Origin of the sequence: Lysinibacillus sp. 1 U-2021, from assembly GCF_029916965.1 — a bacterium.
Lineage (GTDB): Bacteria > Bacillota > Bacilli > Bacillales_A > Planococcaceae > Lysinibacillus > Lysinibacillus capsici.
Genome location: NZ_CP123966.1, coordinates 3,084,032 through 3,104,278, shown reverse-complemented (window position 1 = coordinate 3,104,278; position 20,247 = coordinate 3,084,032). Strand labels below are relative to the sequence as shown.

24 protein-coding genes, 1 riboswitch and 2 other annotated features are annotated in these 20,247 nt (G+C 37.4%); of the genes, 19 read left to right on the top strand and 5 right to left on the bottom strand.

Going from position 1 to position 20,247, the window contains the following annotated elements:
* The first annotated feature begins 37 nt into the window (after window positions 1-37).
* Window positions 38-248, top strand: a binding site (T-box leader).
* A 138-nt stretch (window positions 249-386) separates the two neighbouring features.
* Together trpE and QH639_RS16095 are read left to right on the top strand one after the other, a co-directional pair.
* Window positions 387-1,772, top strand: coding sequence for an anthranilate synthase component I (trpE, locus tag QH639_RS16100; RefSeq protein WP_259419295.1), 1,386 nt, complete (start codon window positions 387-389; stop codon window positions 1,770-1,772).
* Window positions 1,769-2,341 carry an anthranilate synthase component II gene (locus tag QH639_RS16095; protein WP_131520603.1) on the top strand — a complete coding sequence of 191 codons (573 nt, stop codon included), beginning with the start codon at window positions 1,769-1,771 and terminating at the stop codon, window positions 2,339-2,341. The genes trpE and QH639_RS16095 overlap by 4 nt, the downstream gene beginning before the upstream one ends.
* Before the next feature lie 46 nt (window positions 2,342-2,387).
* Here the strand turns inward: QH639_RS16095 and QH639_RS16090 are convergent, their stop codons facing one another.
* Both QH639_RS16090 and QH639_RS16085 read right to left on the bottom strand, forming a co-directional pair.
* Window positions 2,388-2,870 carry a hypothetical protein gene (locus QH639_RS16090; RefSeq protein ID WP_131520651.1) on the bottom strand — a complete coding sequence of 161 codons (483 nt, stop codon included), beginning with the start codon at window positions 2,868-2,870 and terminating at the stop codon, window positions 2,388-2,390.
* 3 nt (window positions 2,871-2,873) lie between these two features.
* Window positions 2,874-3,326: a hypothetical protein gene (locus tag QH639_RS16085; RefSeq protein ID WP_237900987.1), complete on the bottom strand. Its 453-nt coding sequence runs from the start codon at window positions 3,324-3,326 to the stop codon at window positions 2,874-2,876.
* A 150-nt stretch (window positions 3,327-3,476) separates the two neighbouring features.
* Here QH639_RS16085 and rpmG point away from each other — a divergent pair, with 150 nt between their 5' ends.
* The 5 genes from rpmG to tyrS all read left to right on the top strand — a co-directional run bounded on the left by rpmG (window position 3,477) and on the right by tyrS (window position 8,563).
* A complete protein-coding gene (gene rpmG / locus QH639_RS16080) occupies window positions 3,477-3,626 on the top strand; it encodes a 50S ribosomal protein L33 (protein ID WP_008408521.1) in 150 nt (49 codons plus the stop codon).
* Between the two features lie 112 nt (window positions 3,627-3,738).
* Window positions 3,739-4,332 (top strand): 5-formyltetrahydrofolate cyclo-ligase, encoded by a 594-nt coding sequence (locus tag QH639_RS16075; RefSeq protein WP_281114822.1) that lies wholly within the window; start codon window positions 3,739-3,741, stop codon window positions 4,330-4,332.
* The gene (locus tag QH639_RS16070; RefSeq protein WP_004231021.1) at window positions 4,325-4,534 is read left to right on the top strand and encodes a YqgQ family protein; all 210 of its coding nucleotides are present in this window, start codon (window positions 4,325-4,327) and stop codon (window positions 4,532-4,534) included. Before QH639_RS16075 ends, QH639_RS16070 begins: the two co-directional genes overlap by 8 nt.
* A gap of 280 nt (window positions 4,535-4,814) precedes the next feature.
* Window positions 4,815-6,710 (top strand): LTA synthase family protein, encoded by a 1,896-nt coding sequence (locus QH639_RS16065; protein WP_237898259.1) that lies wholly within the window; start codon window positions 4,815-4,817, stop codon window positions 6,708-6,710.
* Window positions 6,711-6,965: 255 nt separating this feature from the next.
* Window positions 6,966-7,207 (top strand) — a binding site (T-box leader).
* 141 nt (window positions 7,208-7,348) lie between these two features.
* Window positions 7,349-8,563 carry a tyrosine--tRNA ligase gene (gene tyrS, locus QH639_RS16060; RefSeq protein WP_281114821.1) on the top strand — a complete coding sequence of 405 codons (1,215 nt, stop codon included), beginning with the start codon at window positions 7,349-7,351 and terminating at the stop codon, window positions 8,561-8,563.
* Window positions 8,564-8,618: 55 nt separating this feature from the next.
* Here the strand turns inward: tyrS and QH639_RS16055 are convergent, their stop codons facing one another.
* On the bottom strand, window positions 8,619-8,798 hold the full coding sequence (locus QH639_RS16055; RefSeq protein WP_004231029.1) for a DUF2759 domain-containing protein: 180 nt from the start codon (window positions 8,796-8,798) through the stop codon (window positions 8,619-8,621).
* A gap of 169 nt (window positions 8,799-8,967) precedes the next feature.
* Between QH639_RS16055 and QH639_RS16050 the strand changes: the two genes are divergently transcribed.
* Entirely contained in the window at window positions 8,968-9,612 is a 645-nt protein-coding gene (locus tag QH639_RS16050) for an MBL fold metallo-hydrolase (protein ID WP_131520608.1), read from the top strand.
* A gap of 75 nt (window positions 9,613-9,687) precedes the next feature.
* On the opposite strand, the gene QH639_RS16045 is transcribed toward QH639_RS16050, so the two are convergent.
* On the bottom strand, window positions 9,688-9,930 hold the full coding sequence (locus tag QH639_RS16045; RefSeq protein ID WP_004231035.1) for a DUF2626 family protein: 243 nt from the start codon (window positions 9,928-9,930) through the stop codon (window positions 9,688-9,690).
* Between the two features lie 117 nt (window positions 9,931-10,047).
* Window positions 10,048-10,758: a helix-turn-helix transcriptional regulator gene (locus QH639_RS16040; protein ID WP_131520609.1), complete on the bottom strand. Its 711-nt coding sequence runs from the start codon at window positions 10,756-10,758 to the stop codon at window positions 10,048-10,050.
* Between the two features lie 327 nt (window positions 10,759-11,085).
* Here QH639_RS16040 and comGA point away from each other — a divergent pair, with 327 nt between their 5' ends.
* From comGA to gcvPB, 11 genes are all read left to right on the top strand, one after another.
* Window positions 11,086-12,105, top strand: coding sequence for a competence type IV pilus ATPase ComGA (gene comGA / locus QH639_RS16035; protein WP_131520610.1), 1,020 nt, complete (start codon window positions 11,086-11,088; stop codon window positions 12,103-12,105).
* Window positions 12,080-13,153 carry a competence type IV pilus assembly protein ComGB gene (gene comGB, locus QH639_RS16030; RefSeq protein ID WP_237898258.1) on the top strand — a complete coding sequence of 358 codons (1,074 nt, stop codon included), beginning with the start codon at window positions 12,080-12,082 and terminating at the stop codon, window positions 13,151-13,153. The genes comGA and comGB overlap by 26 nt, the downstream gene beginning before the upstream one ends.
* 10 nt (window positions 13,154-13,163) lie before the next feature.
* Window positions 13,164-13,502 (top strand): competence type IV pilus major pilin ComGC, encoded by a 339-nt coding sequence (gene comGC, locus QH639_RS16025; protein WP_131520612.1) that lies wholly within the window; start codon window positions 13,164-13,166, stop codon window positions 13,500-13,502.
* A complete protein-coding gene (comGD, locus tag QH639_RS16020; protein ID WP_131520613.1) occupies window positions 13,502-13,939 on the top strand; it encodes a competence type IV pilus minor pilin ComGD in 438 nt (145 codons plus the stop codon). Before comGC ends, comGD begins: the two co-directional genes overlap by 1 nt.
* A complete protein-coding gene (locus tag QH639_RS16015) occupies window positions 13,932-14,246 on the top strand; it encodes a hypothetical protein (protein ID WP_259419293.1) in 315 nt (104 codons plus the stop codon). The genes comGD and QH639_RS16015 overlap by 8 nt, the downstream gene beginning before the upstream one ends.
* Window positions 14,243-14,668: a competence type IV pilus minor pilin ComGF gene (gene comGF, locus QH639_RS16010; RefSeq protein WP_131520615.1), complete on the top strand. Its 426-nt coding sequence runs from the start codon at window positions 14,243-14,245 to the stop codon at window positions 14,666-14,668. The genes QH639_RS16015 and comGF overlap by 4 nt, the downstream gene beginning before the upstream one ends.
* Before the next feature lie 16 nt (window positions 14,669-14,684).
* Window positions 14,685-14,846, top strand: a complete 162-nt coding sequence (locus tag QH639_RS16005; protein ID WP_225340350.1) for a hypothetical protein — start codon at window positions 14,685-14,687, stop codon at window positions 14,844-14,846.
* Window positions 14,847-14,866: 20 nt separating this feature from the next.
* The gene (locus QH639_RS16000; protein ID WP_004231053.1) at window positions 14,867-15,382 is read left to right on the top strand and encodes a shikimate kinase; all 516 of its coding nucleotides are present in this window, start codon (window positions 14,867-14,869) and stop codon (window positions 15,380-15,382) included.
* A gap of 144 nt (window positions 15,383-15,526) precedes the next feature.
* A riboswitch (glycine riboswitch) is annotated at window positions 15,527-15,619 on the top strand.
* A gap of 248 nt (window positions 15,620-15,867) precedes the next feature.
* Complete coding sequence (gcvT, locus tag QH639_RS15995; protein WP_131520616.1) at window positions 15,868-16,971, top strand: glycine cleavage system aminomethyltransferase GcvT; 1,104 nt, start codon at window positions 15,868-15,870, stop codon at window positions 16,969-16,971.
* Between the two features lie 25 nt (window positions 16,972-16,996).
* On the top strand, window positions 16,997-18,343 hold the full coding sequence (gene gcvPA / locus QH639_RS15990) for an aminomethyl-transferring glycine dehydrogenase subunit GcvPA (RefSeq protein WP_016993971.1): 1,347 nt from the start codon (window positions 16,997-16,999) through the stop codon (window positions 18,341-18,343).
* Window positions 18,336-19,799, top strand: a complete 1,464-nt coding sequence (gene gcvPB / locus QH639_RS15985; protein ID WP_016993972.1) for an aminomethyl-transferring glycine dehydrogenase subunit GcvPB — start codon at window positions 18,336-18,338, stop codon at window positions 19,797-19,799. Before gcvPA ends, gcvPB begins: the two co-directional genes overlap by 8 nt.
* Window positions 19,800-20,247 lie beyond the last annotated feature (448 nt).

Below are 20,247 nucleotides of genomic sequence, written 5' to 3'. Positions count from 1 at the left end.
TGAATTGTAAGATAGTTTGCTTTACAATATTACCAAGAAATCAGCTTTGATGAAGAGTAGTAGCTAGTACAATTTGTTATAGAGAGCTAGTGGTTGGTGAAAACTAGTACAAATGTTTAGTGAATGGACTTCGGAGCTCTAATCCTGAAAAAAGTACGGATTAGCGGATGCCTACGTTACAAGGCTTAGAGAGGGTTTTCCTATCAGGAGACCAATGAAGGTGGCACCACGGCTTTTCCGTCCTTTTGTGATGGAAAGGCCTTTTTATATTTTTTTCTTTAGACGGCAAATGTTTTAGCTGAATGAAGAGAAAGCCTTTAGCAGATTTCTGCTGCTAAAGATAGATGAGGTGTAGATGAGAAGAGCTTAGAGAAGGAGAGAAGAGTATGACAGTTGAGCTTAGAAAGTATGCTATGAAAGTATTACAGGGGGATATGATGACCCCGATCTCTGTGTATCAATCACTGAAAGGGCAGCATAAAATGTTGTTCGAATCCTCAGCGAAACATGAGGAAAGTGGGCGATATTCCTTTATCGCCATCAATCCAGTGGCTGAACTAAAAGGAAACAATGAAGAATTCGTGTTTTCAAAAGGAGCAGAAAATGACAAGGCTAGGGGCAATGTGCTTGATCGATTAAAAGAACTAATACCCTTTCATGAAGAAAGCTATCCTTTTGCTTTCTTTGGAGGAGCGATAGGTGTCTTTGGCTATGAAACAGCATTTTACACAGAAAAAATAGGGGACTATTTACAGGATGATTTAGCTATGCCTGATGTTCATGTTTTTTTCTATGATACATTTATTGTTTTTGATCATCTAACACAGGAAATTACACTAGCTTCGATTGATCTATTTCAGGATGGGCGTTCATTAGAGGAGATGGAAGCTGCTATTACAACGATGGAGCAACAGCTTTGTGCAGGTACGACCTTTGAGGCATTAAAGGTGGATGAGCTACAGTTTAAGCCTATGATTTCAAAGGAACGATTTGTTGCTTTGGTGGAACGTGCTAAGCAGCATATTTTGAGAGGTGATATTTTCCAAATTGTGTTATCGCAACGTTTTTCTGCGCCGTTTACAGGTTCGCCATTTTCGCTCTATCGTCAATTGCGCACGTCTAACCCGTCACCCTATATGTTTTATATGGATTATGGTGACTATGTTATTTTAGGAACATCTCCTGAAAGTCTTGTAAAGGTAAAAAATCGAAAAGTGACAACCAACCCAATAGCAGGTACAAAGCCGCGTGGCATGACAATAGAACAGGATGAAGCAATCGCAAATGCGCTATTAGAGGATAGCAAGGAAATAGCTGAACACCGTATGTTAGTGGATTTAGGTCGCAATGATCTTGGTCGTATTGCAAAAGTCGGTTCCGTCAAGCTAAATAAATATATGAAAATAGAGCGCTATAAATATGTGATGCATATGGTATCTGAGGTGATTGCCGAATTGCGAGATGACCTCCATGTTCTGGATGTACTTCGTGCTTGTTTACCTGCTGGCACAGTGTCAGGGGCGCCAAAAATTCGGGCCATGCAACTGATTAATGAATTAGAACCAGTAAAGCGTGGGGTATATGCGGGAGCAGTAGGCTACATTTCGACAACTGGTGATATGGACTTGGCCCTCGCGATTCGCACGATGCTCATTAAGGATCAAAAGGCACATGTACAGGCAGGAGCAGGTATTGTTTATGATTCGATTCCATTGTCAGAATATGAAGAAACACTGAATAAGGCACGTGCCCTATTGGAGGTAAAAAAATGATTTTAATAATAGATAACTACGATTCTTTTACCTATAATTTATTTCAACAAATCAGTATGCTTGGAAAAAGCGTCAAGGTTGTACGAAATGATGCCATTACTATAGAAGAAATTCAAAAACTATCGCCAGAAGCCATCATTTTATCACCAGGGCCAGGAACGCCAAATGAAGCAGGGATAACGATAGAGGTCATCAAGGAACTCTATCAAAAATTCCCTATTTTAGGTATTTGTCTTGGGCACCAATCGATAGGGCTGGCTTTTGGCGCAAATATTGTGCAGGCCAAAAACATTATGCACGGAAAGCTGTCCCCATTACAATACGAGCAAACGGGTTTATTTGCCAAATTAGATGGAGATATCGAGGTTATGCGCTATCATTCACTTATTATTGAAGAACAAACTTTACACATGGATTTTAAGATACTCGCAACAGCGGGGGATGACGGAGAGATTATGGCCATCCAACATAAAGAATATCCTCTTTATGGGCTGCAGTTTCATCCCGAATCAATTGGCACAAAAGAAGGCAGTATGATGATGCAAGCCTTTCTAGAAAGTTTAGCGTAATAAAAAAGCTGTCGCCTCATATCTGAATGGGCGACAGCTTTTTATGTTATTGTTTCTTGCCTGTAATTAAATTAGCTATTTCTTCTAAAGTCATGGAAGAATTGACCTCATAGGAGCCGATTTGTAAGCTTCTAGCATATTTAGGGTTAGCGAGTAGTAACTCCATTTCAACACTATTGGTAATAATGCCACCGTCTTCAAGTTTTTGTGCCACACTATACGGTGTGATACCACTATAGATTTGCAGAGACATCGTTGTAACATCTGTATCCGCTTCTTCATCAGCTTGTTCAGATGCATCTGTTGTCGAAGTTTTTTCAGTCGTATGTACTTGCTTTAATTGATCCTTTAACGAGGCAATTTCTTGATTGGCCTTACTTAATTTGTTTTGTAGTTCTTTTACCTGTTGTTGATTGGAAAATTCCTTGGTAGGAAGACCAATATTTACATCGAAGTGGTTTGCGAGTGCAAGCAATGCCCCAACAAGAAAAATGGCTATACCAAATGCGCGAATGGCAGACATATTCATCAATCAACGCCCCCCGTTTGCAATCACTTGCCGAACTTGCTCTTCTGTTAAATTTGAGCGAATACTAATATCTGCTATAGAAAGACCCTGTTTATTTAATTCAAGTACCTGACTAATAATAATTTGATGAATCGGTTTTGCTTGTGCTGTTGTTTGTCCAACTTTTGCCCCCTGTGCAGCCTGTTGAACAGCCTGCATGACTTGATGCACTTTAGAATCTTGGCCTTTTGGAGGGATACTTGATTTTGATTTCACTTGGAACTCAGGCTCTAGTAAAAGTTCTTCCTCCACAATCTTTAGACGACGCTTTAAATTATTCGTTTCTTGGAAGATGGAGATAGATAATTCTTCGACATCTTGTTCGATTTTTTTCGAGCTATTTTTGAAAAAGAACGAAACGATGATCAGAAAAATGCCGATACTCATTAATACGATGGATAAATCCAATAGCTTCACCTCAATGTAGTATGTAATTATAAGATATTTTACCATATGCAAACTTAATATGAAATGAAGGTAGATTTTTTTTCAGTTTATGTTATAATAGGTTAGTCGTATAAATCATGCTCAAATTTAAATTCTTGATATAGAGTGGGAGGGTTAATGATGCGCGTAAATATTACTTTAGCTTGCACAGATTGCGGCGAACGTAACTACATTTCTAAAAAGAACAAGCGTAACAATCCAGAGCGTCTTGAACTTAAAAAATATTGCTCTCGCGAGAAGAAATACACTCTTCACCGTGAAACTAAGTAATCGCTCATTAAGCCAAAACCACAAGTGGTTTTGGCTTTCTACATTTTATCACATCATTCAATGTAACAATTCCAGGAGGATATGAAGTTTTACGATATAGGAGGTAGCCTAGATGGATAAAACAACTTTACGAAACACGGTACGCCAAGCCCTTGCAACTATGAAGGATGAGGACTATCATCGTCAATCATTAGCTGTTTTAAAAAAGGTGCTACAGGAACCATATATAATAGAAGCAAATACAATTGGCATGACCATTTCAAATAAGCCAGAAGTCGACACAATTCTTATAATTGAGGAATTATGGAAACTAGGTAAAAAGGTCGCAGTTCCTAAATGTCACCCGAAAACAAGAGAAATGTCGTTTTTTGCCATTGAATCATTTGCACAGCTTGAAACTGTATATATGCATTTGCGTGAGCCCATTCCAGCAAAAAGTGAGTTTGTTGACGCAAATGAGATGGATATCATTGTTGTACCAGGCGTTGTTTTTGATCCATACGGTTATCGAATCGGCTATGGCGGTGGTTATTATGACCGCTATGTATTAAACTATAAGAAGGGTAAGCTGATGTCGCTGCTCTTTGATGAGCAAATCATTGATTGTGTTCCTACTGAAGCACATGATTGCCCAGTAGATATCATTGTGACGCCCACAAAACGTATTGACTGTGTTGCACAACGAGGAGCGAACGAAAATGGATAAAATGCTAGATATTTATGAACTCTTGAAAACATATGGTACCTATATTTATACACGTGATCCTATTGGCGATTTAATGCTGATGGAGGATGAAATACGTGAGCTCTATAAAGCGAATGTACTAGACATAAAAGATTATCAGATGGCCCTACTGCTTATTCGACAAGAAACAACAAGACTTCGTATGGAAGAGCATAAAAAGTAATGTTTGAAATATAATGTAATTGGGTATTGTAAAATTAATGTAACATGTATGTAATATTCTTAAAAACAGTGGGTTTCCGCTGTTTTTATGTTTTTATGAAACTTTTTACAATGCAAAACGTATATATAGATATCTGGTGCATAGAAAGAGCAGGGTGAAAAAATTTTCCACAAGATATGTGTTGATTATCTGTTAAAAAAGGATTAAGATATATTTTGTTTCCGTAACAAAATGTAAAAAATTATTATTTTTTTGTAAGGAAGTAGGGAGGATGTTAGGAATGAAATCAATAAAGTGGCCTAAACATTCATTTATGATACTAGCAATTATAGCAACTTGGATCAAAACGGTCATTGTTTACCACACAAGCTTTGAAATGAAAATTGAAAATGCAATGCAACAGTTTATTTTATTTATTAATCCATTAAGCTTCTTGCTATTTACGTATGGTTTATCACTATTCTTTAAATCAGCAAAAGCTAGAAATCGTTATTTGATTACGGTCAGCGTTATTTTGTCCATTGTTTTATACGGAAATGTAGCGTTCTATCGATTCTACAATGATTTTATTACGCTACCAGTATTATTCCAAACAAGTAACTTTAGTGACTTAGGAACATCAGTAGCAGCCATTGTTGAGCCTTGGGATGTATTATATTTCGTTGATGTCGTGATCTTAATCTTAGCGAATAAATTTTTACCAAAAATGAAAGATGCATTTAAAGTGAATATTGAATTCCGTCGTGCATTCTTTGTGCTTGCAATAGCAATGACATTCTTAAATTTAGGATTAGCAGAAACTGAGCGTCCACAATTACTAACACGTAGTTTTGACCGCGAATTATTAGTAAAAAACATTGGTACGTACAATTACCACTTGTATGACATTTATATTCAATCTAAATCATCTGCACAACGTGCGTTAGCTGATGGTAGTGAACTAGTAGAAGTGAACAACTATATACGCTCTAATCAGGCTGCTGTAAATCCAGAGATGTTTGGGAAATATAAAGGTCGTAACCTGATTGTGGTATCGATGGAGTCATTACAAAACTTTGTCATTAATAATGACATGAATGGTCATGAAATTACGCCATTCTTAAACTCTTTAACAAAGGATAAAGATACGTATTATTTCAGTAACTTCTATCACCAAACAGGTTTAGGAAAAACATCTGACTCGGAGTTTATTGTTGAAAACTCATTGTTTGGTTTAGGTCGAGGTGCTGTATTCTTCACGCATGGTGGAAATACGTATAATTCAATGGCTGAACGCCTTGGAGAAAATGGATACTTTACAAATGTCATGCACCCTAATAATAAATCATTCTGGAATCGTGACATGATGTATCAATCGTTAAAAATTAATAAATTCTACGATATAGATTCATATACTGTGGAAGAGGGGCAAGCTGTAAACTGGGGAATGAAAGATGTTCCATTCTTAGAGCAATCAGCTGCTTTAATGAAAGATATGCCTCAGCCATTCTACTCTAGACTGATTACTTTAACGAACCATTATCCATTTACATTGGATCCAGAAGATATTATGATTCCTGAATATGATTCAAATTCAGGTACATTAAATCGTTACTTCCAAACAGTACGTTACATGGATGAGGCTTTAAAAGACTTCTTCCAACAGTTAAAAGATCAAGGTGTCTATGATAATTCTATTATTGTGATGTATGGGGATCACTATGGTATTTCTGAGAACCATAATAAAGCAATGGCGCAATATTTAGGAAAAGATCAAATTACACCAATGGATAATGCAATGCTTCAAGAAGTACCTTTATTCATCCATATCCCAGGAGCTGGCGATGGAAAAGAAATGGCTGAGATTTCAGGACAAATGGATTTACGTCCAACGATCTTACACCTTCTTGGCGTTGAAACGTCAAAAGATATGCAAATGGGTGCAGATTTATTCTCTCCAGAGCATGAGGACTTTGTAGTCTTCCGTGATGGACGTTTTATTACAGATAAATACGTCTATGCTGGTGAAGCTTGCTATGACAAAGCAACTGGCGAAGAAATAGATGGTGAGCCATGTCAGTCTTATGCTGATCGTGCTACAATGGAGCTAGAAAATTCTGATGCCATCATTAATGGAGACTTACTTCGCTTCTATGACGAAAAAACAGGTAATTTAAAGCAGGATTCAGTTAAATAATCAAAGAGAGATCTCGTATAGGGATCTCTCTTTTTTATTGCTGATAAAAAAGAATGAGTCTCAAGCACTATTCATAAAATTTTTTTGTGAAGCCTATGCTAAAGAAAACACCTTTCGCAATGTTTTACAACACTATGCAACGTGAATACACTTTATTGAACATTTCTTTTTATTGACAAATAGCAAGATACGATTATAATAAGTGTAAATATCTGCATAACGAAGATTTGTTTTTCGCATTTCGGAGTATAAGAGTGAAAGGCATCGAAAAGAACGAGTAACTTTAATGGAACTGACAGAGAGTAGCCGGTTGTTGAGAGGCGCAAGGGGATATTAAAGTGAATACATCTTGGAGCTGCGTACCGAAACTATAGTAGGCTACGACGGGGTTGCATCCGTAATCATTGCAAAAGTATCGCTATGGCTGTACTTGTTGAGGAGAGCTATGTGAATAGCTCTCGAAAAAAGGTGGTAACACGTTTATCTACGTCCTTTAGGAATTTCCTAAAGGCGTTTTTTTTATGCCTTCTAAGCATAAACGTGTAAAGCTATTAAGGCCTTGTCAACAAAATCGGTACCCCATATACTCTTATAGAACTTGCAATATTAATATTTAATATTACAAGGAGATGTTTCGTATGTTTTTTACACCAAAGGAGCAAATAGCGATTATCAAGAAAGGTGCTAGCAAGATTGTTGATGAACAGGATTTACTTAAAAAATTAGAGCGATCGTATAAAGAACAGCGACCTTTAACGATTAAGCTAGGGCTCGATCCGTCCGCACCAGATATTCATTTAGGTCATGCGGTTGTTCTACGGAAAATCAAGCAAATGCAAGATTTAGGCCATCATGCAGTGATTGTTATCGGTGATTTTACAGGACGAATTGGCGATCCTACAGGTAAAGCTAAGGGGCGAACAGCCTTAAATGACGATATAGTGAAGAAAAACGCCCAAACTTATTGTGAGCAAATTTTTAAAGTACTAGATCCGAACAAGACAACGGTTCGTTTTAATAGTGAATGGTTAGCGAAGCTGTCCTTTGAAGAAGTCATCAAGCTAGCAGCCACAACATCTGTTGCTCGACTTCTAGAGCGCGAAGATTTTCAGAAACGTTACCAACAGCACATCCCAATTGGTATACATGAGTTTTTCTACCCGCTTATGCAAGCATATGATTCAGTAGAACTTGAGGCAGATATAGAGTTAGGTGGAACGGATCAGACGTTCAATATTTTAATGGGACGCACCTTACAAAAGCATCGAGGATTAGAAAAACAAATTGCTATTTTTATGCCCTTACTAGAGGGGTTAGATGGTATTGAAAAAATGAGTAAGAGTTTAGGTAATTATATTGGCATCAATGAAGCACCTGAGATTATGTTTAAAAAGGTGATGGAAGTACCAGATACTTTAATTATCAAATATTTCGAATTAGCAACAGATGAGCATCCACTACACGTGCAGGCTATTCAAGATAGACTACAAAAGGGAGAGAATCCCCGCGATTTGAAATTCCTATTAGCAGAAATTATAACGGCTTTATACCATGGATCTACAGCAGTGGAGGAAGCAAGAGCTTATTTTGAAGCAGCATTTCAAAAAAAGGAAATACCGAAAAACATTCCTATACTGCTCTTAGAAATTGATAAGGAAAGAATCGTGGATATCATTCCACAACTAGTGGCAATGGGTTTTATTCAAAGTAAGAGTGAGTTTTTGAGGGTAATCAAGCAAAAAGGAGTATCCTTGAATGGAGAAAAAATGGCGATGGATGACATATCACAAGTATTAATGAATAATGATGTTCTACAAATCGGCAAGAAGCGGTTTCTTCAATTCAATAAGTAATAATAGACAAAAAAAGAGCAATCTCCGAAGAGACTGCTCTTTTTTTGTCTGAATTTTAGTGTAATTTTGGTGGGTAACCGCTGTGAACAATCGTCATGATGACGAACCATCCGAATACAGCAGCACTTAATAAGTTGAAAACAACGCTTAATAGGTTCTTTTCTTTAATTGCTTGGAATGTACCAAATACAGCTAAAATCGCTACTAGACCAAAAATAACCATTAATAAGTTCATTAAAAATAGACACTCCTTTCGACATCAGAAAATGAATGTCGCAAACAATATTCCTCCTTAATTGTAAACGTTCTACTTGTTTTTGTCGAGGACTAAAATACTGTAAACTATGAACATTTATCGTCAAATTGTGGCAAAGCCTGTATAATAGGAAGTTGAGGTGATAACTATGATGAACGTACGAAGTTATTCTCTTGGTCCCGTCCAAACGAATTGCTATATCGTATCGAATAAAGAAAAAGAATGTATCGTATTTGATCCAGGTGAAGAGGCGGAGCGTCTAATTAAAACAATCCGTAGCAACGGCTTAAAACCTCTTGCTATCTTTTTAACACATGCCCATTTTGATCATATAGGGGCAGTAGATGCAGTGCGTGAGGTATTTGACGTTCCTGTATGGATTCATGAAAAGGAAGTTAGTTGGCTAGCAGATCCAACGAAGAATGGCTCTAGTAAATATCCTGCATTACCAGATTATAGGGTAGCCGCACCAGCGCAAGATACAATCATCAAAAAAGAGCAGCAAATTGAAATAAGTAATTTTGTGTTTCAAGCTGTTTTTACACCTGGGCATTCACCGGGGAGTATTTCTTATATCTTTGAAAATGACGGTTTTGCCATCGTGGGAGATACGTTATTTGAACAAGGTGTAGGACGTACAGATCTATTAGGTGGATCAACCAAAATTTTATTGGAATCTATCCATCATAAACTGTTGACATTACCTGAGGATACTATTATCTATCCTGGACACGGTAATTATACAACGGTAGGTGCAGAAATGGAGACAAATCCTTTTTTAAATGGATTTTAAAATAGGGACAATAAACTGTTTTAGCACATAAAAAAGCGTATCTCACCGAAAGTGAGATACGCGATTTTGTTTGTATTAATGACCGCCACCAGGTACGTGAATGAATGTTGTATAGTACGTGAAGCCAGCGAAGAATACAGTTAAATATGCTCCGAAAATGTACATGTACATACGTTCTGAAAGGTTTAAGAAGCCTAATAATAAGAATAAACCTGTATTACCTAAGAATAATAGCGATACCTCGTTCATACCTCCAAGGTAGAACATAACGGCAAAAATACCTGTCCAGAATGCCATAACTTTATACATATTATCCATGAAATTTCCCCTCCTTTTGCCCACGACACAATAATCTCTTACTCATTATAAATGATATGAAAGGTGTCTGTAAACTGGAACTTCTCCATGTTTGTGACAAACAAATGGATTTTTAATCTAGCTATCGATTTCTGTCACGTTTATTTCATATTTACATAAATCGCAATTATGTATCATACTTTCCATTTGCACAAATTCATTATTCGTAAACAATGCATCTAATTGACCTTTTAAATAGGATTCATGTAATGAACAAACAATTTCAGAATAGGCTGTCAGTTGCTCCTGGAATGGACAATTGAAAATGGAGAAGATAACTTTTTTTCCTTGCTCAGTTTGTTGAATTTGTGGAATATAGCCAATTAAAGCGGCATTGTCCGTTAATAGCTGAAGTTTTTCATCGAAGGAAAGAGAATTACTTACTGTCAATTCAGCACTCATATAATTTTTCATTTGCTGGTAGCCGTCTTGGTAGCTAATTTCCTGGCACTTTGTTAATGCAGATGGACCAAAGTCTTCAATTAATTGTATCGTCCATTTTAATAAACGATCTTCCTCGCGTCTTGGAAAAGTAAGAGATACGCCTTTTTCTGAAGCTTTATAAACACGTCCAGGTCTGCCACCTTTACCTGTTTTTACATAGTCAGCTGTAATAATATTTATTTCTGAAAGCTTCGTTAAATGAAGTCGAGCAACGTTTGGATGGATACCGAATTTATCAGCAATATGTTGTACAGTAACTGTTTTTTTCTCTTGCAATATGTACTCATAAATAGAGTATCTTGTTTCATCCGCTAGTGTACTAGTAATTTTTAATGGATGGATCATGAGCTTCACCTCTTTAATTTATTATAAAAATTATGTTCGTCTACCAAGTGTTAGGAAAATAATCATGTTGATACTATTATATTGTATTATTGAAAAAGATACAGTTCATTTCGGCATAAATATTAATTTTTTCATGTATTTATATTCTTTTTTAGTGGAAAATTGCACTTTATCCACATTTTTATAGCAAAAAACATTTTTGGTAGAAAATTAACTTACAAATTTTTATTTTCTGAAAAGGGCTTTTCTCGTGGCGAGTTCCTCTTTATACTAGGAAATAACGAATAGAGCGGTCATATTCGAATGAACTAAAAGAGAGGTGCATATATGCAGAATTTTGAAACAGTTGTCGAACAAAAATGTGAGCAACTTTTACTAAAGGCCTATCATTTTGGAGCATCCGATTTATTGCTAGTTCCAGGAAACATAAAGTATCGGATCTATTTTCGAAAATATGATAAACTTCTACAAGCTGGTGAGCTACCTTATGAACTTGCAGAAAGAATGATCTCTTACTATAAATTTCTTGCAGAATTAGATATTAGTGAGCGTCGTAAACCTCAAAGCGGTGCCTTTCAAAAGGCAATGGAGCAAAATTCTTATTCGTTTCGAGTATCCACACTTCCTTCTGTATTTTTAAAAGAAAGCTTAATTATTCGTTTACTTCTCCAAAATCATGCATTTCCACTAACTTCCCTAAGCTTTTCCAAAAGCGCAGCTCACCAACTCATGGAGCTGATACAAAACCGACAAGGTCTTCTGTTTTTTACGGGAGCAACAGGCTCTGGCAAGTCTACTTCACTTTATTCCCTCATCCACTACTGTTCCACAGAATTGAATCGACATGTAATCTCTTTAGAAGACCCTGTAGAAAACAGTCAAGCCAATTTACTTCAAATTCAAGTCAACGAGCGAGCAGGCGTTACGTATGCTGCAGGATTAAAAGCCATTTTACGCCATTCACCTGATGTCATTATGATTGGTGAAATTCGCGATAGAGAAACAGCAAATATTGCCATCCAAGCCTCTTTAACAGGGCACTTAGTTGTCTCCACTATTCATGCAAAAGACTCCATTAATTGTCTCTATCGTTTAATGGATTTAGGTGTGTCGATAGAAGAGCTTCGTCAAACGGTTATCGGTATAGTTGCCCAAATGCTTGTTCAAACCTCAGCTATACATGAAGAACGTCGAGCTGTCTATGAGATATTACATGATGACCATCTATCAAGAGCCATCACCGCCATCAAAGATAAGGGCAATTACAAACTTCCTTATGATTTAACATTAATGGGACAAAAAGAATTAGTGGAGAGCCTATATGCAGTTACAAACATACATCGATAAAATGGCTCTTTTTTATAATCGGGCTACGAAATGGCGGGTAAAGGAGCAAGCTCAGCTTTTCAATCGTTTATGTGTATTAATGCAGGAAGGATATTTATTTCCCCAAGCTATTTCCATGCTACTACCTCATCATATTGAAGCACATGAGGACATACAACAGCAAATTGATGAAAAGCTCAGACAAGGAGTAGGCGTTGCAGGGATATTTGAAACATTACAGCTAGGGAATCATTATTTAATGGCAATTAAGGTGGCGGAAAACAATGGTCATATGATAGAAGCGTTTGAAGGTGTAGCTAAACAGATAACAGTAAGTGAAAAGACTAAAAAAAAGTTAATCAAGCTGCTGATCTATCCTGTCACACTGATTATCTTTTTATTGTTATTATTTTTTGTGTTTCGTACATTTTTTTTGCCGAACATTGAAAGAATGGTCGGCAGTCGTACCTCTGAAACAGAGGAGACAAGCATTGCATTGTCCAATCTGTTATTGCATGTTCCAGATGTAGTTATCTCGACCATGTTCATAGTAATAGGTAGCGTATTCCTTTTTCGATTCTATCTTAAACGACAAGCTGTTGCTCATCAACTTACAGTCTTATTAAAAATCCCCTTTCTACAACGCTATTTTAGGTTGACTTTGACAAGGCAATTTGCTGCTTATTTAGGAAGCTTACTACAAAGTGGATTTTCATTACAAGCAAGCCTACAGCTATTAGAGGAACAGCAACTACAACCATTTCTTCAAGTTCTTTCACAGCGTATAAAAGATAGAGTCATCTTTGGAGAATCACTCACACAGGCGGTAACGATCATGGCCGTTTTTCAAAAGGACTTTCCGATGTTCGTTGAGCATGGCGAGCACAGCGGTTATTTAGCAAAAGAGTTAATATTGTATAGCGATTTATTAATGGAAAAGCAGGAACAGCTTTTGCAAAAAATATTATCGTTTGTGCAGCCTAGTTTCTTTATCCTTATAGCTGCTTGTATAATAGCGGCTTATATCAGTTTATTATTACCCATCTATCACATGATTGAATTAGTTTAGGAGGAAGATGATGAAACGTCTTAACCAACAAGATGGTTTTACTTTAATTGAGATGCTTATAGTTTTGTTAATTATATCTATTCTTATTTTAATTACAATCCCAAATGTTACAAAGCATTTCGCCACAATAGATAAGAAAGGCTGTACGGCTTATATAAGCATGGTACAAGGTCAAGTAGAGGCGTATCGTGTAGATTATATGGCTTATCCTACCTTAGAGGATTTAGTGGCAAAGGGCTATTTAAAGGAAAATGAAACAACCTGCCCAAATAAAGAAGAAATAGTGATTACTAATGAGGGAGAGGTACGTCCAGCCAATGTCAACTTGGAAACAGGTACGGATAGCTAATGAATGTTCGTAAAAACGGCGGTTTTACCATTCTTGAAATGCTGGTTGTCTTATTTCTTGTTATGAGTTTAACAGCAATTGTTAGTAAATTCTCATTGAAAATAGCAGAAACCAAGGAATTAGAACGATTTTTTACGCAATTACAGCTAGATATTCAATATATTCAAACCTATAGTATGAGCCAACGACAATATATAGCCTTGAAAATGGAAGGTTCAATAAATCGTTATACTATTCAAAAAGATATTTATACTCATTTATATGAACGTTCTTTTCCGAAGGGGGTTGAATTTTTGCCAGCTGAGAGTTCCATTCAAACACTTGTCTATAACTACAGCGGCAATGTGATGTCAGCAGGCACCATGGCATTTAAAACACCACAGGGCAAGAAAAAAGTAATCATAACATTAGGGCGAGGGAGAGCTAGGATTGAATGAGTCAGGCTATTCTTTTGTAGAAACTATTTTAGGTGTGGGTATTTTGATGTTACTTTGTACCTCGTTAATCCCCATTACCTATACGATGAAAACAAATCTTGCTAATAAAAAAATGGAGCTAATTGCAGCTGAAACAGCATACGAAGGTTTAAAACAGTACCATGCGATTCAAGTAACAGAGGGCTCTCGGACCATTGAACAGGTTGCTTATCATTGGATCGTTGACGAACAACAAATTTGTGTCCAATTTCAAAATTTACAGGAGTCACGCCAAAAATGTATCCAAGTGACAGGTGAAGCCTCATGAATGAAAAAGGCTATACATTAATAGAAGCTATGTTTCAATTAGTCGTTTTTGTGCTTATTTCTCATTTTTTTGTCCTTATAATACTTTGGTTTGCAGAAATGAAATCAACTATGCTAACAGATGAACAAACAAAGTGGGAACTATTTGTTTCCGACTTGAACCTCTCTCTAAAAGAACTTTCCACCTTTTCCATTCGTGAAGATCAAAAAAGAATAACTTTCCAAACAGCTAATACGCTCCATCATGTTGATTGCTACTCAAATATTATTCGTGAGCAGGTAAAGGGTGGACATGTTCCTATGCTAATAGGAATCAATAAATGTCAATTTAGCTATTCCGAAAATAAGCTGACGGTAGCTGTTGAAATGGCGAGTGGTATTCAAAAGGAGCGAGCCTTTTATGTGCCAATTATTGAAAAATGACAGAGGGGCTATTTTTTTGATCGCAATTGCATTATTATTTTTTGTAACTACTTTTGTTCTTGCGTATTATATGTCTTATGAAATGCAGTATCGAACATATGATGGGCTAGAAAAATTGAATGTTCGAGCTACGATAAATTTATTGGGACAAATTTTGTCAGACAGTGTAGAATCGTAGTTATAAGAAGGTGAATCGAATTGCGAAAAATATATTTAGTTGGTTTTATGGGTAGTGGAAAAAGTGCATTAGGAAGACGCTTAAGCTATTTATTGAAGATGCCATATTATGATATGGATCATGAAATTGTGCGTCAGCAGGGGATGACCATTCCACAGATTTTTGAAAAATACGGTGAGGCCCACTTTCGAGAAATAGAAACAGAATTTTTGAAAAATTTCAGGGACGAGGCTTGCATTATTTCGACTGGTGGTGGCGTTGCCATTAATGCTGAAAATCGAAAAATTATGAGACGCAGTGGATTGGTGTTTTTTTTAGATGCGTCGTTTGAGGATATTTATAAACGAGTTCAGCATGATCCAAATAGACCCATTGTACAGAGCTCTACAAAGGAGGAGCTAGAAAGTCTGTATCACTACAGAAGGAAGTTTTACCGTGATGCAGGTCATATTCAGGTACTGACAGAAGGTAGGACGATTCGCCAAATTCTAGAGTATTTAGTATTTCAAGTGAAAAGGTTAAAAAACGAACGATGAATATATTATGTCAATTTAATGTTCGTGTTTTATTATCTTTTAAAAAATGATTGCCTTTCCAATGCATTTAATGTTAGGATATAGACAAATAAGTAACTAAATGTTCATTGAATACTAAATAGTACCAAGATTTATCTTGGGCGGATGATTGTGCGGGGAGAGAGCGTGTAGACGCCACCGAAGGAGCAAGTAGCAATGGGCTATGAATCTCTCAGGTAAAAGGACTCGTACAAGACGCAACTCTGGAGAGAGCTGTAGTATAACAATAACAGCCACCAAAGGGGAAAGCCGACTGATTGGCAAGGGTAAAGCTTGCGAGCCAGTCTGGTGTAACTTTCAGGTGCAAGGACAGAGAATCCCGAAAAGGGGTTCGTCTGTCTTTTTTTATGTCTATAGCCAGTTTTACGTAATTGATTGTAGGAATGCAAAAAGCAGACGAACTACTACCAGTAAAAATGTAACTAACAATAAGGGGGCAAAAAAGAATGGCGAATGAATTAAAACGTACACCTCTATTTGAAGAATACGCGAAATATGGTGCAAAAACAGTTGACTTCGGTGGATGGGAATTACCTGTTCAATTCTCTTCTATTAAAGAAGAACATGATGCAGTGCGTAATCGTGCAGGCTTATTTGATGTATCACATATGGGAGAGATTTTAGTAACTGGTCCCGATGCATTAGGTTTTTTACAAAATCTGTTATCAAATGATGTCTCAAAAATTGTTGACGGTCAAGCGCAGTACACGGCAATGTGCTATGAAGATGGTGGCGTTGTTGATGATTTATTAACATATAAATTAGCTGACAATCACTATTTATTATGTGTCAATGCAGCTAACATTGAAAAAGACTATGATTGGATGATGGAAAATCAACATCAATATGATGTGACGATTGATAACCAATCGGATGCCTACGCACAAATTGCTCTGCAAGGACCATTAGCAGAAGAAGTTCTTCAATCCCTTACTTCAACTGATGTAAGTGCCATTAAATTTTTCCGCTTCCAAGAGAATGTGGAGGTTGCCGGACATAAAGTATTAGTTTCGCGCAGTGGCTACACAGGTGAAGATGGCTTTGAATTATATGGCGCTCCAGAAGACATCAAAGCGCTTTGGGGTAAAATTTTAGAGGCAGGTCAAGAAAAAGGTGTGGTTCCAGCTGGACTAGGATGTCGTGATACACTTCGTTTTGAAGCGGGGCTACCACTATATGGTCAAGAGCTATCAGCAACAATTTCTCCTCTAGAGGCTGGTATTGGCTTCGCTGTGAAATTAAATAAAGAAGGCTTCATTGGTCATGAAGCATTAGTAGCTCAAAAGGAAAATGGTCTACCACGCAAACTTGTAGGCATTGAAATGATTGATAAAGGCATTCCACGCCATGGCTACAAAGTGTTTAAGGATGGTCAAGAAATCGGTGAAGTGACAACTGGTACACAGCTTCCTTCATCTAAACGTAATGTTGGTCACGCATTAATTGACAGTCAATTCGCAACAATCGGAACTGAGCTAGAAATCGAAATTCGCGGTAAACACTTAAAGGTAATAACAGTAGAAACACCGTTTTACAAGCGTTCAAAATAATAGTTGAAAAGAGGGACCTACATTTATGAAACATCGTTATTTACCTATGACGGAGCAAGATCAAAAAGAAATGTTAGACGTAATCGGTGTATCCTCAGTCGATGAGTTATTTGAGGATATTCCTGAGAAAGTCCGTTTTAAAGGCCTTTATGATATTAAAGAAGCTAAATCAGAATCTGCTTTATTAAAAGAATTAACGGCACTTGCTGCTAAAAATAAGGATACAAATGCCAATGTATCATTTTTAGGCGCAGGTGTTTATAACCACTATAAACCAGTGATCGTGGACCATGTTATTTCTCGTTCAGAGTTCTATACGGCTTATACACCATATCAGCCTGAGATTTCACAAGGTGAGCTACAAGCCATCTTTGAATTCCAAACGATGATTGCCGAGCTAACGGGTATGGATCTTGCAAACTCTTCTATGTATGACGGTGGTACAGCTTTAGCAGAGGCAGGTATGCTGGCAGCTGGTCATACGCGTCGCAAGAAAATTTTAGTGTCTGAAGCAGTGCACCCAGAATATCGCGATGTTGTTGCTACATATGCCTACGGTCAATCCATTGAGATTGTGACTATCCCGCAAAAAGATGGTGTGACAGATGTGGATGCATTAAAAGAGTTGATCGATGACAACACAGCAGCTGTTATTGCACAATATCCAAACTTCTTCGGCCAAGTGGAAGACATCCAAGTGATCGGGGATATTGCACATGCTGCAAAAAGCTTACTTGTTGTATCTTCTAACCCACTTGCATTAGGAATCTTAACGCCTCCTGGCAAGCTTGGCGCTGATATTTGTGTAGGTGATGCGCAAGTATTCGGTATTTCTGAAGCCTTCGGTGGCCCACACTGTGGTTTCTTTGCAGTAACAACAAAATTAATGCGTAAGGTCCCAGGACGTCTTGTTGGTGAAACAGTGGATGGTGAAGGCCGTCGTGGTTACGTTTTAACACTACAAGCACGTGAACAACATATCCGTCGTGATAAGGCAACTTCAAATATTTGCTCAAACCAAGCACTTCTTGCACTTGCAGCTTCTGTAGCGATGACAGCTCTAGGAAAACAAGGTATCCGTGAAATGGCTACTCAAAATATTGCGAAAACACGTTATGCAAAAAATGCCTTTGAAGCAGCAGGCTTTACAGTAGCATTCCAAGGTGCACACTTTAACGAAATCGTAGTGAAAACGAATAAATGTGTGAAGGAAATCAATAAAGGCTTAATCGAAAAGGGTATTATCGGTGGCTATCCTTTAGGTCAAAATTATGACTCTCTGAAAAATCATGTGCTAATCGCAGTAACTGAATTACGCACGAAGGAAGAAATTGATGCACTTGTTGCAGAAATGGGGGCTCTTAATGCATAACGAAAATCAATCACTCATTTTTGAAATTTCAAAAGAAGGTCGCGTTGGCTATAGTTTAGAAGCACTAGATGTGCCTGAAGTAGACCTAGCAGATTTATTACCTGCAAACCTAGTACGTTCAGAGGCAGCAGAACTACCTGAAGTATCTGAGCTGGATATTATGCGTCATTATACAGCACTTTCTCGTAGAAACCATGGGGTAGACTCGGGCTTCTATCCGCTTGGCTCTTGTACGATGAAATATAATCCGAAAATTAACGAAACAGTTGCACGTCTTTCAGGCTTTGCAAATGTTCACCCATTACAGGATGAATCAACAGTCCAAGGGGCAATGGAACTTCTTTATGATCTTCAAACGTCTTTAGTAGAAATTACAGGGATGGATGAAGTTACATTACAACCAGCAGCAGGTGCTCATGGTGAATGGACAGCGTTAATGATGATTCGTGCCTTCCATGAAGCAAATGGGGAAGGTCACCGTAACAAAGTAATCGTGCCTGACTCAGCTCACGGTACAAACCCAGCCTCAGCGACAGTAGCGGGCTTTGAAACAATCACTGTCAAATCGGATGAAAATGGCTTAGTTGATATCGAAGACCTTCGCAAAGTAGTAGGTTCTGATACAGCAGCACTCATGTTAACGAACCCGAATACACTAGGGTTATTTGAAGAAAACATTATCGAAATGGCAGAGCTAATTCACTCTGTAGGCGGTAAAGTGTACTATGATGGTGCGAACCTCAATGCCGTTATGAGTAAAGCACGTCCTGGCGATATGGGCTTTGACTGTGTGCATTTAAATCTACACAAAACATTTACAGGCCCACATGGTGGCGGTGGTCCAGGTTCTGGTCCAGTAGGTGTAAAAGCAGATTTAATTCCATTCCTACCAAAACCAGTATTAGTAAGAACTGAAGAAGGCACATACCACTTTGACTACGATCGTCCACAATCAATCGGACGCGTAAAACCTTACTATGGTAACTTTGGTATCAATGTTCGTGCTTATACGTATATTCGTACAATGGGGCCAGATGGCTTAAAAGCTGTTACAGAATATGCTGTATTAAATGCAAACTATATGATGCGTCGCTTAGAGCCATTCTACGATCTACCATATAACCGTCACTGTAAACATGAATTTGTCTTATCAGGTCGTCGTCAGAAGAAGCTAGGCGTTCGTACATTAGATATCGCAAAACGTTTGTTAGACTTTGGCTACCATCCACCAACAACATACTTCCCATTAAATGTGGAAGAGGCGTTAATGATCGAGCCAACTGAAACTGAATCTAAAGAAACATTAGATGCATTCTGTGATGTAATGATTCAAATTGCGAAAGAAGCAGAAGAAAATCCATCAATCGTTCAAGAAGCACCTCATACAACAGTCGTATCTCGTCTAGACGAAACACGCGCTGCTCGTACACCAGTGCTTCGTTATCAAAAAGCATAGTCTACAAAACCGTTCACGTTTAGGTGAACGGTTTTTTTTGCACCTTAAATTACAAGCTGAATGAATGAACATTGGATTTTAGCGTGCTGGCGACGTAATATAAAGCCAAATAAAAGTGTGACTGATTACTGCCTCATGACTTTTGGGAAGAAAATCATAAAAGGAAAGCAAGGTTTTCGATTATTTTGTTTAGATGTAACTTTTCAAGGATAAGAGGGTAAGTTGTAAATGAAGAGGTGAACAATGCTATTTCTCCTAACTATTTTTGGAAGTTGGACTTTCCTTTTTGAAATTCATAATATCCTGAAAGAAAAGTACAAATGCTTAAAGAACTATTTTATATATATTCATCCTAAAAGACTAATGTCGTTATATGATTAATACTTTTTATTCATTTTTCCTATATAGAAGATTATTTTAAAAAACAGCTTTGGGCCCAAGAGTAATT

Coding starts and splice junctions, on each gene's coding strand:
- QH639_RS16055 (WP_004231029.1), bottom strand. CDS start 8,798: ATGAACTTATTAATGGTTATTTTTGGTCTAGTAGCGATTTTAGCTGTA.
- comGD (WP_131520613.1), top strand. CDS start 13,502: ATGAATGTTCGTAAAAACGGCGGTTTTACCATTCTTGAAATGCTGGTT.
- gcvPB (WP_016993972.1), top strand. CDS start 18,336: ATGCATAACGAAAATCAATCACTCATTTTTGAAATTTCAAAAGAAGGT.
- comGA (WP_131520610.1), top strand. CDS start 11,086: ATGCAGAATTTTGAAACAGTTGTCGAACAAAAATGTGAGCAACTTTTA.
- QH639_RS16040 (WP_131520609.1), bottom strand. CDS start 10,758: ATGATCCATCCATTAAAAATTACTAGTACACTAGCGGATGAAACAAGA.
- gcvT (WP_131520616.1), top strand. CDS start 15,868: ATGGCGAATGAATTAAAACGTACACCTCTATTTGAAGAATACGCGAAA.
- QH639_RS16045 (WP_004231035.1), bottom strand. CDS start 9,930: ATGGATAATATGTATAAAGTTATGGCATTCTGGACAGGTATTTTTGCC.
- QH639_RS16065 (WP_237898259.1), top strand. CDS start 4,815: ATGAAATCAATAAAGTGGCCTAAACATTCATTTATGATACTAGCAATT.
- comGB (WP_237898258.1), top strand. CDS start 12,080: ATGCAGTTACAAACATACATCGATAAAATGGCTCTTTTTTATAATCGG.
- QH639_RS16075 (WP_281114822.1), top strand. CDS start 3,739: ATGGATAAAACAACTTTACGAAACACGGTACGCCAAGCCCTTGCAACT.
- QH639_RS16050 (WP_131520608.1), top strand. CDS start 8,968: ATGATGAACGTACGAAGTTATTCTCTTGGTCCCGTCCAAACGAATTGC.
- tyrS (WP_281114821.1), top strand. CDS start 7,349: ATGTTTTTTACACCAAAGGAGCAAATAGCGATTATCAAGAAAGGTGCT.
- QH639_RS16090 (WP_131520651.1), bottom strand. CDS start 2,870: ATGAATATGTCTGCCATTCGCGCATTTGGTATAGCCATTTTTCTTGTT.
- comGF (WP_131520615.1), top strand. CDS start 14,243: ATGAATGAAAAAGGCTATACATTAATAGAAGCTATGTTTCAATTAGTC.
- comGC (WP_131520612.1), top strand. CDS start 13,164: ATGAAACGTCTTAACCAACAAGATGGTTTTACTTTAATTGAGATGCTT.
- rpmG (WP_008408521.1), top strand. CDS start 3,477: ATGCGCGTAAATATTACTTTAGCTTGCACAGATTGCGGCGAACGTAAC.
- QH639_RS16095 (WP_131520603.1), top strand. CDS start 1,769: ATGATTTTAATAATAGATAACTACGATTCTTTTACCTATAATTTATTT.
- gcvPA (WP_016993971.1), top strand. CDS start 16,997: ATGAAACATCGTTATTTACCTATGACGGAGCAAGATCAAAAAGAAATG.
- QH639_RS16070 (WP_004231021.1), top strand. CDS start 4,325: ATGGATAAAATGCTAGATATTTATGAACTCTTGAAAACATATGGTACC.
- trpE (WP_259419295.1), top strand. CDS start 387: ATGACAGTTGAGCTTAGAAAGTATGCTATGAAAGTATTACAGGGGGAT.